Annotated in this window: 16 protein-coding genes; 2 read left to right on the top strand and 14 right to left on the bottom strand. The window is 35.1% G+C overall.

Annotated elements, in window-relative coordinates; genetic code table 11:
- Positions 1–28 precede the first annotated feature (28 nt).
- Together QRX23_RS03750 and QRX23_RS03745 are read left to right on the top strand one after the other, a co-directional pair.
- On the top strand, positions 29–391 hold the full coding sequence (locus tag QRX23_RS03750; protein WP_330155974.1) for a transposase: 363 nt from the start codon (positions 29–31) through the stop codon (positions 389–391).
- Between the two features lie 527 nt (positions 392–918).
- The gene (locus tag QRX23_RS03745) at positions 919–1,173 is read left to right on the top strand and encodes a transposase (RefSeq protein WP_330155973.1); all 255 of its coding nucleotides are present in this window, start codon (positions 919–921) and stop codon (positions 1,171–1,173) included.
- A 549-nt stretch (positions 1,174–1,722) separates the two neighbouring features.
- On the opposite strand, the gene QRX23_RS03740 is transcribed toward QRX23_RS03745, so the two are convergent.
- From QRX23_RS03740 to QRX23_RS03675, 14 genes are all read right to left on the bottom strand, one after another.
- Complete coding sequence (locus QRX23_RS03740) at positions 1,723–3,327, bottom strand: capsular polysaccharide synthesis protein (RefSeq protein ID WP_330155972.1); 1,605 nt, start codon at positions 3,325–3,327, stop codon at positions 1,723–1,725.
- A gap of 27 nt (positions 3,328–3,354) precedes the next feature.
- On the bottom strand, positions 3,355–6,930 hold the full coding sequence (locus tag QRX23_RS03735) for a CDP-glycerol:glycerophosphate glycerophosphotransferase (RefSeq protein WP_330155971.1): 3,576 nt from the start codon (positions 6,928–6,930) through the stop codon (positions 3,355–3,357).
- Between the two features lie 43 nt (positions 6,931–6,973).
- Positions 6,974–7,402 carry a hypothetical protein gene (locus QRX23_RS03730; protein ID WP_330155970.1) on the bottom strand — a complete coding sequence of 143 codons (429 nt, stop codon included), beginning with the start codon at positions 7,400–7,402 and terminating at the stop codon, positions 6,974–6,976.
- Between the two features lie 20 nt (positions 7,403–7,422).
- Entirely contained in the window at positions 7,423–8,643 is a 1,221-nt protein-coding gene (locus QRX23_RS03725; protein WP_330155969.1) for an SGNH/GDSL hydrolase family protein, read from the bottom strand.
- A gap of 37 nt (positions 8,644–8,680) precedes the next feature.
- On the bottom strand, positions 8,681–9,127 hold the full coding sequence (gene tagD / locus QRX23_RS03720) for a glycerol-3-phosphate cytidylyltransferase (RefSeq protein WP_040760268.1): 447 nt from the start codon (positions 9,125–9,127) through the stop codon (positions 8,681–8,683).
- A gap of 25 nt (positions 9,128–9,152) precedes the next feature.
- Positions 9,153–13,142: a CDP-glycerol glycerophosphotransferase family protein gene (locus QRX23_RS03715; RefSeq protein WP_330155968.1), complete on the bottom strand. Its 3,990-nt coding sequence runs from the start codon at positions 13,140–13,142 to the stop codon at positions 9,153–9,155.
- A gap of 19 nt (positions 13,143–13,161) precedes the next feature.
- Positions 13,162–13,899, bottom strand: a complete 738-nt coding sequence (locus QRX23_RS03710) for a hypothetical protein (protein ID WP_330155967.1) — start codon at positions 13,897–13,899, stop codon at positions 13,162–13,164.
- A gap of 59 nt (positions 13,900–13,958) precedes the next feature.
- Complete coding sequence (locus tag QRX23_RS03705) at positions 13,959–14,348, bottom strand: hypothetical protein (RefSeq protein ID WP_330155966.1); 390 nt, start codon at positions 14,346–14,348, stop codon at positions 13,959–13,961.
- A gap of 11 nt (positions 14,349–14,359) precedes the next feature.
- On the bottom strand, positions 14,360–15,184 hold the full coding sequence (locus QRX23_RS03700; RefSeq protein ID WP_330155965.1) for an ABC transporter permease: 825 nt from the start codon (positions 15,182–15,184) through the stop codon (positions 14,360–14,362).
- Positions 15,185–15,189: 5 nt separating this feature from the next.
- On the bottom strand, positions 15,190–16,470 hold the full coding sequence (locus QRX23_RS03695; RefSeq protein ID WP_330155964.1) for an ATP-binding cassette domain-containing protein: 1,281 nt from the start codon (positions 16,468–16,470) through the stop codon (positions 15,190–15,192).
- Positions 16,471–16,485: 15 nt separating this feature from the next.
- Positions 16,486–17,337 carry a hypothetical protein gene (locus tag QRX23_RS03690; protein WP_330155963.1) on the bottom strand — a complete coding sequence of 284 codons (852 nt, stop codon included), beginning with the start codon at positions 17,335–17,337 and terminating at the stop codon, positions 16,486–16,488.
- Positions 17,330–18,163, bottom strand: a complete 834-nt coding sequence (locus QRX23_RS03685; protein ID WP_330155962.1) for a LicD family protein — start codon at positions 18,161–18,163, stop codon at positions 17,330–17,332. Before QRX23_RS03685 ends, QRX23_RS03690 begins: the two co-directional genes overlap by 8 nt.
- Before the next feature lie 264 nt (positions 18,164–18,427).
- Complete coding sequence (locus tag QRX23_RS03680; RefSeq protein ID WP_193559022.1) at positions 18,428–18,763, bottom strand: heavy metal-binding domain-containing protein; 336 nt, start codon at positions 18,761–18,763, stop codon at positions 18,428–18,430.
- Positions 18,764–18,792: 29 nt separating this feature from the next.
- Positions 18,793–19,746: a hypothetical protein gene (locus QRX23_RS03675; RefSeq protein ID WP_330155961.1), complete on the bottom strand. Its 954-nt coding sequence runs from the start codon at positions 19,744–19,746 to the stop codon at positions 18,793–18,795.
- Between the last annotated feature and the right edge of the window lie 62 nt (positions 19,747–19,808).

Here is a 19,808-nt window from a genome sequence, read left to right as displayed (position 1 = left end):
TTTTCGTGTTAATCATAAAATTGATGCCATGATTACTGATATGTTTACCCAATTACATGAACGTTTACTCGCTTTAGACTTGATTGATTATGTTATCTTTGTAGATGGTACTAAGATATTAGCTGATGCAAATAAGTATTCATTTGTTTCGCAGAAAAATACCATTCGATATAGTGAGCTTACTCAAGCAAAACAAAATGTACGAAGAATAAGTATCAATCCCGCATGGGAATACCAAAAAACCAAAATACGTGACAGTCTCAACAACCAAACAAATACTGAAATTTATGCACGTCGTAAACGTAAAATTGAAGTAGAGCCTGTTTTTGGTCGAATGAAGGCTCATTTTGGCGTGATCAGATTTCATGGTTCTTGGGTCGGAAAAGTTTAAAAGAGAGATGGAAATCGTTATGATGGCCATGAATATGTCAAAGCTATCCGGAAGGATGGGCTAAGACCCATCACTTTTATTAAAAAATAGAGCAGCTGTAACTAGTCTGCCACATAAAATCCCTCTCTCTAGAAAAGGCCTCCAACACAAATAAGTATATAAAGATTTTAAGATACACACATTGAATTAGATAATCATGCATCAGAGATGATGATTACTGAGTTAAAGAACGGCATTAGACAAAAAATTTGGCATTTAAAATTATCTTACAATAATTGTGCTTGTTTAATGAGTAAGAATGGGACGAAACACGTAAAGCACATTGCCCCTGCTACCAATATATTTAATTAATTAGCAATTCGTAAACAATAATATATCTGTCCGCAATGTCATCTGGCAGCATTAGCTGAGTTTTCAGATATCTCAAACCAGATAATCGTTAAACAAGCAGCCACCATGAAATTAAGTGAGAATGTCAGTCAAAATCATATTGCCCAAGTATACAACATTTCTCCTCATACCGTTATGTGTCGAGTGCACAGTATTCTTATCAGACTAGAGTCGCTGTTAAAATAATTATTGTAGATCTATTCAATCCTTATCGCCAAATGATTCATGATTTATTTCCACATGCACAAATCATTGCCGACCAATCTCATGTCGTAACACAAGTCTATCGTGCATTGAACAAAATTCGTATTCAAACTATGAAAGATTTTAGTTCAAGTGTGCAAGCTTACCGGCAATTAAAGAAGTATTTGGAAACTTCTTTTGAAAGATGAAACTATTCTGAATTACACCGACTTTTGGAAGATTCGTAACTACGGTTACGTTTATCTAATAGATCAAGAAGTTATTGATTGTTCATTGGCTTTATCACCAGAATTACGAGTATCTTCCACCTTCTATCAAGATATGTTTTATGCCGTTCGACATTAAAACTTCAACCAATTACAAAATATTATCAAAACGAACAACCAAGGCCCATGTTTCCAGCACCTACTTGAAACTATAAAAAAGCGCGCCGAACTCTAAAACACCACCTACCAGAAATTTATCTACAAACTCTCAAACGTCCCCGTTGAGGGAGCCAACAATAAATTAAAATCATTAAACGTACAGCCTACGATTTTCGTAACTTTGAACTATTTCGTTTACTCATCTTAATCGCTTTTAAAGACATCTTCTACTCACAAAACTATACAAAAAGGCAACCAAATTCGTGAAGAATTCAGTTGCTTGATGGTCAAGCTATTCAATTAAATAATCCCGCTATTAATACAATTTGACGAACAACCGAAATTAATCCAACTTGCGGGGTTCAGTTCACATTAAGAATTGAATGGTGGCTTTTTTCCTATAATAGCCCTATACAAGCTATCTTCCTTTTCAAGTTTTTCCCAGTCTGTTAATTTATAATTTAATTTATGAACAGGTTGACTTCTCAAAACCTTCTCTGCCCATTCTTTGTCAAAAGAATTCGATAGACTGTCTCTCAACGTAAAATCATTATCATTCTTTCTAAAAAAAACGTCTCTTTCTTTATGAGGTTCAATCTTAAAATCAGCATAATATTGCTCGAGAAAATCAATGAAAAAATAGAAAGGAAATTTTGAATAGTGCTTTAACCAAAATAAAGTTGTTGCCTGGAGCATTTTTTCACCTAGATGTGATGTTTGTTTGTATGTCCTGAACCAAGAACCCATAACAGTTATTGGACCATCCATTGGATATTTCGAAGGCTGGTTATTATATTGGATTAATTGTTCATAAAAATCCTCACTCACATATACTGTTGCATCAACCCAAGCTCCACCATACTTTGCTAATAATGCAAAACGAATATAATCAGAATAATTAGCATAATGTTCTTTACGAATTTTATTCACATATTCCGGTATATATATATAATCTCTGATGTTTTCTTCCGACAAAGTAATCAAGGACTTAACTGGAACAACTCTTTGTAAACGTTGATATACAGCTTTCACTATAGGTGGTGCATCATTAAATCCCTGTCCCCAGTAGATAAATACAGGATACTGAGAAAATCTATTAGTTTCGTCTTTAATAAGATTCGCTATGTTCCTTATTTCGTATTGATGTTTGTCAATATAAGAAGCTAAAATTAACTTAGAATATAATCTAGCGCTATTCCATTTATACATAAATTTATTAATAGGGGCATCATCTGAAATTAATAATTTATATTTTTCAAAAAAATTTTGTGCTACTTCATTTTTCCTTAAATATTCATAATTAATCCCAACATAGTAACTATACACCCAATCTTGTTGAATGTTCCCACTATTAATTTTATCTAGTAACATACTAGATACCTTTTCAAATTCGTTATTCGATATTAAATTTTCAAAAAAATTTTTTTCACTAACATAGCCAATAACATTTCGACGCCAATTAATTCTATTTGCATATTCAGAAGAATTTAAATGATAAGTTTTCGACAATTCATTTTTTTTTCGAGATACATCAAAAGCACCAGATTCTTCAAAATGATTGTTATGATATACAACAAATATTAATCCACGAAACGCTGAATCTCGAAACCACAAATTTTGATTACTATTTTTATCAATAAAAACAGGTTCCAAATTTCCAAATTGTTTGTTCCAGCAAGTAGACATCATTACAACATTTTCATCTTCATACTCAACTTTACTAGACAAATTTGTTTTTTTCTCAAAAACAAGACTACCATTTTTTATAACTGCCCCATACGCATACCAATTATGTCCTCGACCGGTCCTTTTATCATCAAAATCGTGCTTAAGACCTAATTTTTTTAATTTATCAGCCAATTCAGAAGGATAGGCTTTTCCAATTTGATCACGGGAATATATATATATATTTACATAATCTTTTATTTCAAATAAATGATTCAAGTAATCATTATATAAATCAATATTGTAGTCCAAAATCTTCCTCCTTCCTAATTGAAGTTTTTAATGTGTGCTACCCCAAATATAATTTGCAATTTGCCTGCTTGCGTCACCTTTATCAAATTGTCCGAATTTAATTATAAATTTATCAATATTTGCTGAATATATTCCCTTGATTTTGTCAAAATTTAATAACCATTTTTCAAGTTCTTCCTGACTTTGAACAAATGGTCCAGGAGCCTCATTACGCAAGTCAAAATTAATTCCTCTTTTTTCTACATAGGATTCATAGTCAAATGCCCAAAAAATCATAGGCTTGTTTAACAAAGCATAATCAAACATAACAGAAGAATAATCCGTAATAAGTACATCTGAAACTATATATAGGTTAGTTATTTCTTCATACGGATCCATTAAAATTATTTTATCCTTATACTTATCAGGAATTGATTGATATTTGTCAAAATTATGATTTTTAATTACTAAAACACTATCATTTCCCAACGTATTATACAATGAATCAAGATTAGGAAATCTCTGTTGTAACTGAACCAATTCATTTTTTATCCTATAAGTAGGCGTATACAATATTATTTTTTTATCTTGAGGAAGTCCTAAACGATACTTAATATTATTTATTGTTATTTCATTATGTTCCTTAAAAAAAATATCATTTCTTGGATATCCAGTTTTTAACAACTTTGGACTAATATTAAATGCTTTTATAGCGTATCTTGCAACCCAGTCACTAGGAACAACCAAATAATCGTAAGATTTAAACCGCTTATGCATTTTATTATACGAAGCGTCTGTCCATTCATCTAGTACATCAAATCCCATTGTTTTTAACGGTGTTCCATGCATTGTTTGAATTTCAACTTGCTTTTCTCTCTTCTTTCGCTCATTCTGAGTGAAATTTACATCATTCACAAAATATTTAGCTCTAGCTAGATAATACCAATATTCCTTAGTGCCAAAACTAATTACCTTAGTATTTTCACTAAAATTATCAAAACTATGTATAACATCCTTCACAACAATCACATGCTTTAATTTTGAATAATTCTTTGATACATAATCATAAAGTGCGCGAGGATTACCATTAAAATTATTTTCCCGTCCCCAGTATGCTGACCAAACTACTGTATCATCTAACAAAGGTTCCTTTAAATATTTACTATACTGAGTTTCTAAGAAGCGTGCCAAAGATCCTATTTCTTCACGATAAACTCTATCAGCCGTTCGTTTAATAGCAAAAGCCCCATCATTACGCATAATCCTGCGAAATTCCCAACTAACATTATTTGATGATATTTTAGTTCCTTCAAGATCAAATGACTTGTTACCCCATTTTAAATAACTTACTTCCTCATGTCCATCTATAAATTTCAAAATAACTTGAAAGTTTAACCATTCTTTTTTACCAAATCCATTTAGTGTCAATGGGAGCGTCAGATGGTAGTGTTGCTCACTATCTCTTTCTGTTTTCCAGAAAACTTCTGGAGTCTTTGGATCAGATCGAACTACAACTTGTTCAGGAATTTGTTCCCAACCCAACAATTCAAATTCAATAATGAGTGTGTCCATATTAACTTCAACGTTTACTATCCTATTATAGTGCCAATTGATATCAAGTACAGCCTGGCCGTTATCCTCTAATAAAAATCTACAGTGCTTATTTTCGGACAAATTGACTAACTCTTGCGAAAAATACACTGGTTTCGTAGAACTACTATCACTAGTTATAAATTTCCAAACATTATTAGTATTATTTTCATGTTCACTCAAATACTTATTTACTTTTGATGAAATAAATACATACTTTCCGAGTCGTCTCAATGGTAACCTAACATTTCCTCGCTGTAAATATAGATTTTTAAGCGGATTAGAAATAATAAATTTTGACTTTTCATAGCTTAGCAAAGATATATTAGACGCCAATATAATTTGTAAATTCCAATCAGTTCTATTGTATCTAATATCAATTGCCGCATTCAGTTTATCTATAATTTTTGTCTTTGGACGCACAGAATTTCCAGGTATTGGGTTTGAAATCATAGTTGACGCAACTTGATTATCTACTCTAAATTTTAGTTGAACAGTCAAATATTCGCTATCCACTATTAACTTTTGAACAGGGATCTCAATTTTATAGCCAGAATAATCATAGTTAAAATCTGCACCATCCTTAATAAAATGATTAGTATTATATCCGTATCTAGCAGTAATATTTTTATTCAAAAAAAATTGGATGTTTCCAACATTTCCCTCAACTAATTTATTTTTTGAATCAAATAATGCTACACTTGCGTCTTGAATAAATTTCAACTTAGACATATCGCTATATTTTGCAAAAACAAAACCTTGAATAATCAATTGTTGATTATCAAAAATAACTTTTTGAACTTTTGTAGTAAGTTTAAAATCTTCACTAGTGGCAACCTTTGTTAAATCTGACAAATCAGATTTAAGCATCCATTTATCGTCTACCCATTTTCCAGAGAAAGAAATTTCTTGACGAACGTACTTTTTAACAGCAATTAAAAAATCATTTTTTGATGGTGCATTATAAATTGCATCAAGGACTGGCAATGTTTCCATACTTGTTAAATTATAATTCTCTTCAAAATTTAAGCTTCTTAGTACTTTAAGCGTTGCCTCATAAACAAGTGTTTTATCTACATCTGATAATAAATCTATGTGATGCAATCTTTTGAACATTACAGGAATATCAAAATTAAAAGCTTTTGCTACGTAGTTTTCTAAATTTATTTCCGTAGCATTATCACTTTGTAAACGAAGAAAGGTATCCAAAATAGAGTTATATCTGTCTAACAAGGGCTGAACATCATCAGTCCGTTGTGTGTCTGATTTCTGTCCATTATCTCTAGAACGCCACTTATAAAAAGGAATATCAGTTATGTCGATTGACTTAGCATTAGTGTATGCAGAATTCGTAAAAATTAAATCTTCATAAATCTCTCCTTCTGAAAAGAGAATATTATTTTGTTTTAGGAAATCAAGATTATAAATTTTATCCCAAGCGGTTGTATAGTAGACCAAATTTGGCTGATCGTTAATCGTTATACCATCCGAAATGTCAGTCGTAGGAATCTTAGAATGAATCTCAGATAACCAACTTTTTTTTGTATTAAATCGTCGGACTCTTCCTAATAAAATATCACTCCCCGTTTTATTAATGTGATCAAGTGCTGACCCATACGCCCCATCTTCGATTACATCATCCGCATCTAAGAATGTAATATATTCAGAATTTGATAATTTAATTCCTAAATTTCTGATTTTTCCTGCACCATAGTTTATTACTTGATGTAATTCAAAAATTTCTGGACTTTTTTCAACATATTGTTGTGCAATCTTTAGTGTATCGTCATCTGAACCGTCATCAATAAGAATAACCCTGATTTCTTCTGAAGTGAATTTCTGTTTTAAAACACTACCCAATGCCTCTTTAAGATAGTCCTGAACATTATACATAGGAACAATAACTGAAAGTGTTGCACCATGATAAATAGGTTCTTCGTTTGCATTCTTTATACCCAAATTTTGTTTTACTAAATCACGCTGATGCTTTGTTAAAATTTTTCTAGCAATTCTCCTAACTAAATCATCACCCATAATGTACCTCATTTCATTCACTAATATGCTTATCTTCGCTAAATTAAGAAAAATTTTTTTGAATAAATATTGTTCCAACTATTGTATTCGCTTTTAACCGAACTTTTTGAAGTCCGTAATTAATAAACATTGGTACTATACCTTCATTTTCACCAAAAATTCTACTAACTAGAATCAATTTATTACTTAGAATTAAATCTTTATCAGGTTCAAAAAATGCCAATTCTCCTTCATCTAATTTTACTTGAACACCTGTATTTACTTCTTGTGGCTTAAGAATTTCTTGTAAATCCTTATTATCTCTAAACCCCTTCAATTTTTTGGGTAACTGTAAAACATTAATTCCTTTAAAAAAAGGGTTGTTAACTGCTGAATCAATAACCACATCTTCTGACAATGTTACTTCATATCCTGGCAAATTTTCTGCTCGTTTAAGAGTGATTTCTTGTCCTTGTTTGTTTAAAAATTTCATCCCACAACTCCACTTTTATCTTAAATTTCTAAGGGTTCTACTTGTCCAAAATGATCATTACGCCATACGTAAACTTGATCCTTTAGTGAAATATAATGCTCTATCCAAAGTTTATTAAATTGTTCACTGGTCATTGCCTCTGACCAATTATCATCAAAGTCTTTCACCGAAATCTGGTTTTCTTTACTAAAGCGTATAAACGGCACATTGTTTGAATTAAATAATTCTCCTTCTTTCAAAGATAATTCATCAAATTCACTGGTATAACGTAATGGTGCCGCATAATATTGATAGATATTAGTTACTTTTAAGTCTGTTGGTAATTTATTCTTAGACAATAAATCGTCTAAATTTGCTTGGTAATTTTTATCTAAGACAAACCACAAAATTTCGGCTCGTTTGCCTTGCAGTGATTGCTTTCTAATTTCACTAAACAACGATTGTCGCATTTTAGAGTCTTCAAACAAATTATCAGGAAAAATAAATTTAATCGTCTCTCCAAATCGCTGTGTTGGTGATTTATACCCGTGACGTACAAAATCCGTTAATGATTTAGCAATCTGCTTGTGTATGGATAAGGTAAAATGGTCACGATCGTCAACATATTCATCCATATGATTACCTAGATGATAATCCCGGATATCAAATATAGGCACATCACACTCGTGGTAAACATCGATAAAGGCTGATAACATTTCCTGGTAAGTAAATCCATTTGGACCTTCTAGATGCCAAGCCGGTTTGTGTTTCCGAAAGGCCAGCGTTTCTAGAATACCAACTAATTGAACATGACGATTAATCAGTCTAATACGTTGTATGTTCTCACGTAGTTTTACTTTAACCTCATCTAATGTATGCAATGAACCGTCTGGGTTTGGTTGCTTCCAGTCATTGTTACCATACGCAATAAGTACAACATCAGCCTGCTGAATCTCTTGACGGTAATGTTGGATACTTCCTTCAAAACTATGTGTCCAACCCGTTAGATGATCAAGGTGATGCTGGCCTTTAAATTGTCCCGTACCAGTTTCAGCAAAATTTTCGAGCTTATGAACATTCAAATAGTATGATGCTAATTTGGCGTATACCGCATCACGATAAGGGGTTTCCTCTCGCACGAGTTCTTGACCAGCAACAATACTGTCACCAAAAACAACAACATTCTTATTTGTCCAGTCATTTTGTACTTTTTTATGACGCAATTGCCCTAAGATTTTTTTTACTTTGCTTCTAACTTCCATACAGCTAATAATCCCCATCTCTGGTTAGTCTTAATAATTAGTTTCCGGATACATCAATTTTAGATGTATCAACATCAGTAGATAACTTTTTCTTATTCAAATCATTTTTAATTTGTGAAGTTGAGATTTCTGGCGTCCGTGGTAGATAGACCACTTCTGTTTCTGTTTGTTCTTCAATAAAATCAAACTTGCCAGACCAATCATCTCCCATAACTAAAGTATCCACATGATACTCTTTCATATCAGAAATTTTTTGATCCCAACTATTTTCAGGAATGACTAAATCAACATAGCGAATAGCTTCGAGCAATTGCTTACGCTTCTCATATGAGAAATACGTTTTCTTCTGCTTAGATTCCCAATTAAATTCATCCGATGACAAAACAACAATTAAATAATCACCTAATTGCTTTGCCCGACGCAATAAATTGATGTGACCGTAGTGCAACATATCAAATGTTCCGTAAGTAATAACTCTCTTCATAATTCCCGACTCCTCTTGATATTTATTATTTAAGTATAGCATGGAACGCCCGGCGTGCCTGTTTTTGATATACTTCAATGTTAAATTTTGCTAGGTTAGTTTGTTTTTCCATGACAAATAACATTAATTGTTCAAATGCTCGTGATGTCACGTCTTTAGCTACCAACCCATATTCTTGGTTTCCTAACACACCAATATTTGCGGCAATGTTAGTTGCAATAATCAAACGTTGTTGCATCAATGCCTCTAACAAAACCATTGGTTGACCTTCATATAATGATGGATGTACAAAAGCATCCGCTAACGCAACATAATCGGCCGGATTATCAACTTGACCAGTAAACAGCACCACATTGGCAATGCCTAAAGCAACAGCTTGGTTTTCTAATTCATCACGGCTAACCCCATCGCCAACAATAATTAACTCTGCTTCTGGATGCTTCACATAAATTTTTGCGAAAGCATCCAACAGCATCGTTTGATTTTTTTCTGGTGATAGACGGCCAACAGCCACAAAAACAAAATGATCATAGGTTGCCCATTGACGACCATTACGATACAGTAATGCTTCTGAAGTTGCCTGTTGCACATCAACGGCTAATATTGATTCACCCGTATTAGCTAGTAAGATTGTTTGCCCATTTTGGCGCTGAAGTTGTGTGTAATGTTTGCCTGCTGCATGGACTGAAACTTTTCGTGTAATCCATGGTTGATTAATTTTTGCAACTGGTTGGATATCATTCACTGGCAAAGTATCGGCTTCTAATTGCACACCTGAATGTTCATCTGGCAAACTGTTTTCTTGCACCACTAATTGCTTTACATGATCACTGTTCAATACTGATTCATCAAACCAACCAAATTGATTAGCGAAGTACCCATAAATCATGAACGATTGTGTTTGCCAATTCCAGACACGGGCTAATTCAACTAATGATTCTTTAATGTTTATTTGTTGTGATTGTTGACTTAACAGCATACTTTGATAAGTTATTGTTGTTTCACGACTGATAGCATAAACTTCATTAAAATGTGATGTATCTAGTACAATGACATCATTTACCGAAACCATCATTGATTCACCAAATTTTGCCGAATATAACTGGTAAATAGGCTGATTATTAATAAACTGAGCAGTACTGTATCCTGCAATAATCGCCAAATCATCTGGCAATGTACCAAATTGTGTGCGAATCATTTGATTGCTTCGTTGATTAAATATTAATGACTGATTCAAAGTCATCCCTAAATAGTCACTCAAATCGACTTGATAATTATCAGATATTGGCACGTTAATTATTTGTTTATTAATGTCATGTTCATCAATCCACCACTGTTTCTGACCAATTTGAACTTTGAAATAATTTCCCGTAAGCGTTTGCGCAAATGCGATTGCTATATAAAGTTTATTGAGCGTTTTTAGTTGGCGCTGTTTTATGCCTCGCTTGCTTAGTCCTAGTGGCTGGTTGGTCAAAACAACTGCATGCGTAATCGTGAATAATTGCTTGATTCCCACATGATAAGCTTGTTCGGTAACCTTATTTGACAAGCAATTCCATAACCATTGATACATGGCAAAGTGCGGTGAAACTTGCATTGGTAAAATACTTGATGCTTTTATCCAGGCATCTTGCTGACTTTTTGGCAATCTCACCTGATAATAACGACCATCCCCAGTTTCAGCTTGCGCAATAATTTTTACAAACGTATGATTGAGCCATTTTGCCCGCCCTATCACATCACTTACATCATTACCTTTCAGGTAAGGCGTTTGAAATAAACGACGTTTATTGTTATAAACCCAGCCAATTTGATGAACTGGTTCTTGATACAACAATTCATTCACTTCATGAACTTCAACCGACTTCGCCGCAACCCAACCACTTGGTAAATCATTAACCGCAAGCTTGTAAAATGTGGCTTGATTAATTTGAGCACGTCCGAGGACTCGAACACGTTCATTCATACTTATCTCCTTGGTAACAGATATACCATGCGAAATATCCATCAGAGACATAAACATTTCAACCGTTTGATGACGCACACTTGCAGCTGCTTGATAATCCTCAATTACAGGTAAGTCAGCCAACTCTTCATCTATGCCAGTAGGTACGGTCAATGAATTTGGCACAGCAACCATCTGCTCTGGCCTAATATATTTCGCTAACTTTGTCTCATTAATTTGCTTCAGAGTTTCCGAAACGGAAACGATTTTATCGAAAACTTGATAGAGCGTGAATAATGCACCCAGTTTCTTTGCGTGCACTTTTTCTCCATTAATGATTTTCTGTGAGTCTACGTACAAATCATTATGTTGATATACAATCAATTGCTTTCTTGACATGACTGCAAATAATTTTGACCCATTAAATGAATAACCGGAAAAATCAATCAAGTCGTCAAATTGCACACTATTGAATAAGCGATCTGCCTCTCGTTGATAGCCAGTTTTTGGAATGTTGGTATCAGACCATGATTTGATACCATGTTCACTAATATAACGATCTAGTTTATTTTCTGGTCTTGTCAGTGCCGTGACACCAAAACGGTACATTACACGTACACGATCATCTAGTTGCTCGACATTATGAACAATTTCTTCATTATCGTTATCCCATAATAAATAAGTCACATCATACTTATCATAATCAAGATTTCGACTAAGATTAATCGCACTGGTGGTGATACCGTTATTTCCCATGCCTCCTGGATAAATCAAGAGCTTCTTTTTAGATAAATCATTCGCCTTTAAATGCTTGATACCAGGTACTAATTGTTGATCAAAAATGGTTTGCACAATCCGTTCAGTAACTTCACCATCGTCATAAGCGACAATCTTTTCTTTTAACTGCTGATATTTTCGCTGATATTGTGTGTGAACTTGATCAATAGCTTGTAAAGTCTGCCCGACCGTCGCAATATCCTCTAAAATTGGACCAGGTAGTTCATCATCGTCAAAATACATTCCCCGATAACTACTATATAGTTCATGATCCCATGCGTAGAAAATAATTGGCTTGTCAGTTACTAAATAATCAAAGAAGATACTTGAGTAATCAGTAATTAAAATATCTGTGATACCTAAAATTAAATTTGCATCCATTTCATCAGGAACTAGATATTGATGCAATTTTTCATGACGCTTGGCTAATTGATAGGCATATGGATGTACTTTTACAAGGATATTTTTGTCTGGATTTAATTGCTTTAGACACTTAATTTCTTCGAATATTTGATTAATACTACCTGACGGATTGGTGATTGAAGTTCCTTTCCAGGTAGGTGTGTACATGACGATTGGTTTGTCCCTATCTATTCGTACACCACTTTGTAATAAATAAGCGATGGTTTGTGCTTGATCACGACTATACGTCAAATCAATTCGCGGGTACCCACTTTCAAGAACTTCTCCTTGATATAAACCATTTAATTTATAGCGGTCTAAAAACACATGAGAGGTATGTGCATTTGGCGAAATTATATAATCTGCCATCAATAAATTACGCTGCACATTTTTTAAAGAGGTTTTCGAACCTGGGATATCATAGCCCATGTATTTTAAAGGTGTCCCATGCCAAGTGTTCACATAAACTTGGTCAGGCTTTTTATGCCAAAATGACTGAAAAGTTGAATTTGTAATCAGAAACTTGGCCTTTAATAACCACTTTGCATACGCAATCGTATTACGTTTGACCCAAACAATATTATCCTGCATGTTGCTAGGTATATTAGCAACCATTCGAGCTAAGTTTTCTGGACTATCATCAGTTACAACCCACACGTGTCGCAAATGTTGATATTGTTCATGTGTATTTAGGTACCGAAAAATTGCTAGTGGTGAATCCGTCATTGACTGACCATCACGAGCTTCATACAAAATAGTCAGCTCATCAACAGTTGACTGATCATAATAACGAATATAATACTCCCGGGTCTTCTTCAAATCAGAGTATTTATAGGTCATCGCAACTTCAGAAATATGTGCCAGTCGTTTTACTTTTGTCTTTAAATCCATATCAATTGCCACCTAGTTATTACATCAGAAAGACTTTTGTTACGTCGTGCTTATGTTCAAATAAGACATCATAATGGCGATTTAGGTTAATCACATAGTCATCTGGCTTAATTACCCGATTAAACCATTGATCATACAGGTCAACTTCGCTATAGACGACTGGCTCATCCCAGCCAACTAGTTGGTAATCCGCACGCAGTCCACGTTCATCAAAGTGAACGAGCATAAATGTATTCAAATCAGTATCTAGATATTCATCTAACGCTGGCAAATGTGTTTTCTCATCAAAATGACGAAGTACTTGAATATTACCAGAAGAATTCACAGAAACCCGTTGATGAGGTCTTTTTTGACCTGGTTTCGCAAAATCAACCGCTGTTACTTTTCCGGCTTGATTTGTGATAATGGCAATTCTGACTTCACCATTTTGCATAAAGAGACGTTGACCATCTTTCTTCTCAACCGTAAATTTCTGACCACCAATGTAATCGGTTGTAAACTGATTGACATTATCACGTCGCTCACTTTTTAAGTATTGTGAAACATAAAAGCTATCGATTTGTACATCAGGAAAATCAACTGCAAGTTGTTCATAGTTATTAATCAACTGGTCATAGTCACCTTTATAACGTGGATCTAAAATCTTTAATGATAAGTCGGAACTAATAAGTTGACGTAGATTGGCAATATATTGCTTAATCTTATTAATTTCAGAAGCATCTAACTTATCAATTATGATTTTTACATGATTTTCCATATGAATGTCCCTCTATTTTTTATATGTATCCAGGAAATAACCCTGGGTTAAATACTTTTTTAGTTAACGTAAATAATAAAATCCGAGTCGTGATCTGGTGCACCATTAACAATTGGACTGACCCGCCAACCTTCTTTGATCTTTGCAATATAAAATGACCAAGACCGATTTCCCTTGTCGGAACTAGCCAGTACTAATCGACCACGCGTACGATTAGTAAATCGATTATCCACAACCACTAATCGATTACCTTTTGCATCTTTCACTTCAGAACCTTCAACGTCTATTTTTTGCCATTTATTTGCATTCGAAGTTTTGTAAGTTCCAATTGGAATAATTGGTGTGTTGTCTGCATAACCAAACACATGACTCCGTTCAGCAAATGCACCAATCATGATTCCAATAATTAAAATTGCCAATACTTGAATAATGCCTAATTTCTTTTTCATTTTGTCTTCCTTTATACAAAGTCCATGAAACGATTACGGAAACGCATATGAATATGTGCACCCACAAATAATAGAATGATCACAATTCCCCAGAATACCAAATTGGCGGTAACATTATGCCAAAACCAAACAGGATTTTCCATCAATGTTTCCCTAAATCCTTGGATTATATAATATAGTGGATTTATTTTAAAAACGTTTGATAATAGAACAGGAAAGCTGGGACTATCTACTGGAATAATCACGCCCGACACCCACATACCTACTCGTAACACGGCCACATATGCATTATAAAAGTCGGGTACTAAAACCGTAATTGTTGAAGTTACCAATGATAAAGCGTATAAAAATATCAACATTGCAAAAAAATAATAAAAGAATTGCAACCAATAAAGTGATGGTTTAACATTCATAAACAGCATCGAAAAGAATGCCATCCCTAACATCACAAAATAACGCCGTAACTCAGTCATAATTTCCGTCATCGGAATTGCTGACAATGAGAACTTCATGCGCGACAACATATTAATCTGTGATTGAATACTCTTTGCTGACTTCTGCATGGCTGACTGCATAAAGAAATACGTCACCATTCCAAGAGCAATCCAAGCAATATATCCTGAGAGGCCTGTTGCATGTGGATTACCTTTATCACCACCATTACGAATCGCAAACATCAAAATCATAATACCAATTTGCAATGCTGGATCAGCAAAGTGCCAAAAATCACCCAGATAATTTTGACGGTAGACCTGGTCATTATTGTAACGAGCAATTCGTTGGACTACTGGCCAACTCTTTACCAATTCCTTAAAAATTTTCCAAATATCTTTCACAATAACTACCTCTCAACCGGCAAAATAATTACTTGCCCTGGATTAACTACTTGATCTGTCATATGATTTGCCTGCATGATAGCCTCGACAGAAATATTTGCTTTTTCAGCAATCCCAACGAGGGTTTCCCCATCTTTTACGGTATACGTATTTTGCGTCGCGGTATAAACTGGCGTCTCTGCTGGTTTAGGTGACCCCGTTCGACCATGGCGTTGATCAAGTTGTGCCAATTTTGATGGTGCAAAATTCGTAATCAAATGCGTTGGGTGTGCCATTACATTTGCCCATGACATATTTAACAACTGCTTGTTCATCAAACCGACAGTTAATATCGTAATCACTAGCAAAAAGGCCCGTGTGAACCAGCCCATCTTTTCACTACCCTCAGTAAAGGCATGCTCATCTTCTTTGTGTCGCTTTAAAGCGGTCGAAGGATCAAGCAACATCTGACGATTACGTTCCAATTGCTTTAAGTGTGCCAACGTAAATGTTTTTTGCGCATCCTTATAACGCTTTTGATAAGCTAAGCGCTCATTTTCTGAAAAACGATTAAACCGCTTCAAGAAACGTTCATACTCTGGCATAACTTTATCAAGAGGACCATCCATCCGGATATCACCATAATGCATCCAAATCACACGATCTGCCATTTGCCGCATTTGCGCCGCCGAATGTGACACGAAGAAAATTGTCTTGCCTTCTTCTTTAAAACGCTTTGTCCGTTCCATTGATTTTTGCGTAAAAGTTGGGTCTCCAACTGACAAGGCCTCATCAATAATGACAATATCAGCATCTGAGTACACTGAAATCGCAAATCCCAATTTCGACTTCATACCTGATGAGTAAGATTTTACGGGTTGATCAATAAAATCACCTAATTCAGAAAACTCAATGATGTCATCCATCTTGGCGTCAATTTCTTTTTCTGTCATCCCCTGCATCAAGGCTTTTAAACGAATGTTTGCGCGACCCGTTAATTGCGGACGCATTCCTGCCCCAATCGCAATAATTGACGTCGAACCATTAATGGTCATGTGACCACTAGTTGGTTGAGTCAAACCCGCCACCATTTCTAGCAGCGTTGACTTACCTGATCCATTCGTTCCAATCACACCAATTGTTTCACCGGCATGTGCTTCAAAAGAGACTCCTTTTACTGCCCAAAAATTAGGAATACCTTTGCCCCAAAACTTGAAGACAGCTTTTACTTTATCTGATTGTCGTTCAGCCAAATCAAATCGTTTTGTGACGTGATTTGCTGCAACGGTTACTTTTTTTTCAACCATTTTTCTAACCTATCTTCATTGTGCTGCATTACTACTATCAACAGTTGCATCTGATGTACTCGTTGATCCTTCAGTACCACTCGTTGAATCACTTTCTTGGGTACCAGTGTCAGCTGAGCCATCGCCAGTTGCTGGTGTTGTGGTCGTCGTACCCGCTGAAGTATCCGGTGTCCAAGTTGGTGTGTAGTCATACGATGGTGTGACATCAGTCGTTGTCGTATCAGTCGCAGCACTATCAGCTAGGCTCGGATCGACAATGGTTTCTTCTGTACTTGTTTCTTCAGACACTGCTGAATCGTCCACAACTGGCTCACTAGATGTTTCTTCTACAACTTCACTCGATGAAGAACTTGTACTAGTTGATGCAGTCACCTTTTTATGATTGTCTTTGCTTACCGTAATGTGCTTGATAATCCGATTTTGCCCTCGTGTCGCTTTTACCGTGTACTTACCCGGCATGACAAAAGTGATTTTGATATCTTTTTTACTATTATTAGGCTTGTACTCTAAGTCATGCAGTTGTTCATGATTACTGTATATCTTCACCGCTGTATTTTTTGACACATGAATGGTTACTTTGGCTTCGCCATCTTTAATAGTTACTTTTTTAGCACTCAAATGAATCAATTCAGCATCATAAATTTGTTCTGCTTGGACTCTTTTTTGATGGTCTTCAGCTGCTTGATGCGCTTCTTTTTCTTTATTGATTGAAAAGCCCGCAAATAAAGCGACAATCACACCAAAAGTTAGAAAAAAATGACCCATGCGCTTTGAACGATCAATTTTTTTAACGTGTGCAAAAATAGTTACAAATAAGCCAAAGATGGCAATAATACTAGCGATGAGTAGTATGTATAAACTAATCATGTACTTCTACTCCTTTATAATAGAAACGGGCATGCGTTTTTTGTTTATTTTTTGGTGGCAAAGCCTGCCAGTTATCATACATCTGTGTCAAATAGACCTGACTGGCTGCCGGTATGTATACAGTCAAATTTTCAAATGATACCTGTTGCCGCTGCTGATAAATGGCTAACGGAAAATTTTCCCTCGTCTTATTTAAGCCCTGAACAATATACAAGCTATAGATATTCGAACGATCAACCTGCTGTTGGTTCATCTTTTGGGCCAATTTATCCATCCGTTGCACCCACCAACCAGTCGTACGGCGTTGTGCATATTTAATCAACAATGGTTTCAACCACCAACCTGGTTCTTGCTTTGAAATAGCAATTCGCCGGGTCGAATTACGCATAACGTCTAAATACTTCATGCGATAGTAGGCCATTTTTTGTCCAACCTTAGATTTGGGTACCGCGTCGATCGGAAAAACATCAACATAAACACCATTATTAACCATTGCCCATTTACCACTAGCTTGGGTCTGTGTGTCACTTACCCGGGCATATGCGTATAGCCAATTTTCAGTATTATATGGTGTTAACAATTCATACTGCGAATTGCTTGGTCGATATTCACGAATAAACCGTTCGTACTCAACGCGTGGTAATGCAACATCCGCGTCATCATCCCACGGAATAAAACCATGATGACGAACTGCTCCTAATGCACTACCTCCGGTTAAGACATAGTGGTAATTATGTTCATTAAAATATTTAATCATGTCAGCCAAAATAGCTAACATGATTTTCTGTACTTCAGGTACAGTTAAATATTTTAAATGTTCGCCCATTTTGTACCCCAATCTCTTCATCAATTAATATTGACACCCATCAACATTAATTATCTTTTGATTTCAAAAATTTTTACAATCGTGACAATACCTATAAAATAGGAAATAAATTGTAAAAATAAATACTAACATTTTAAGTTTATCTCAATTTCATTTTATCCGCAACTGGAAATCAGTGCCTTGTTTCAGGCATTTTGAACGGTTTTTTCCACAAAAAAAAACACTAGTGTCAGCAATCACTAGCGTTGTCCTATTCTTTACAAATTAATCAATATCTTTTTCAATTCTAACAGCTGTACCATATGCAGCGACGGAATCACCAATCGCACCTGATGATGAATCAAAGCGCATCATCAAAACGGCATTCGCATCTACTTTGGCAGCGGCTGTCTTTAATCGATCAATGGCTTCATCACGGGCTGTATCTTGTAACTTGGTATAACCTTTAATTTCACCACCAACAATGGTCTTTAATGATTGACCAACACTTGATACCACATTACGTGATCGAGTGGTTAGCCCAAATACCTCACCCATTGTTTCCACAACATGGTAGCCTGCAATAGTTTCTGTGGTTACCACTAATACTTTTTCAGACATATACATTCCTCCAGATTTTTCGCTACTGACTACGCATCCAAAATATCATCACTTAGTGACGAGGTACTTGATGATGAATTAAACTCGTCAACCGTTGCATCAATTTGATCACTATAATAATCCAACATCTTATCTTGCAACAATGCCGTCAGCTGTGACTCAGTTTTAATCAGTGACTTTGCCGGCATTTTCACCTTCAAGTTATTGTCACGCTTTGTGTTGACTTTAAAGGTCAAACGTTCTTTGCGATTGTTTTCTTTTCCCGAAAAATCAATTCCAAATGACTTGCCCTTGTCACCAACAGTTAATTTGAGCTTGAAGTTTTTCACTGGATCAAGTGATGATTTTGCTTCTTTCCATTCTGACTTTGAAAGTTCTTTACCTGACTTTGTCTTTGAAATCTTCGTCATCAAGCTCTTCATATCTGCTTTATTCAGGTTAACCTGGTAGCCATCAGACACCTTTTTGAACTTACGACTATCTAAATCTTTAAACCATTCAGTGACACTAGTTGCATCTGACCGGACTTCTTTCGTCTTAATAGGACTATACGTATCTTCTAATGACACACTATGTGAGGCATCCAACCAATACTTATCCAATGACTTTGTCACTTTAGTCAGACCTTTTGAACCATATGCCTTCACTGAACTGGTCAGAATATCCGCAGAAACATAAACATGTTTTTTATCCATTTTAATATTCATAGCTTCTGGTGTATTTTTATCATTTACTTTTAAATGGACCGCCAGATTGTTTTCATTCTGTGCATCTGCTTTCAGTGTACCACTGGCGCTGCCAGTATCATCACCAGTACCACTAGCTGTTACGCGAAAATTTGCAATATTGTCATTGCTTTTGGTCATCTTTACTAAATTAGATGCAAACTGTCGTTTTGGCGTATGCAAAGCGACATATGTTCCCCCACCAGCAGCTGCCGCGATAACCAAAACGGCAGTGCCGACGACTATTGTTTTATTCATGATTTGCCCTCCTTTTGCAACTGCTCCATTGAAATCATCACACCATATCCCTCTTTAGATAT

Origin of the sequence: Weissella paramesenteroides (assembly GCF_036327715.1) — a bacterium.
Lineage (GTDB): Bacteria > Bacillota > Bacilli > Lactobacillales > Lactobacillaceae > Weissella > Weissella paramesenteroides.
Note: the sequence above shows the minus strand (reverse complement) of the source record. Positions and strands in the feature narration are given on the sequence as shown.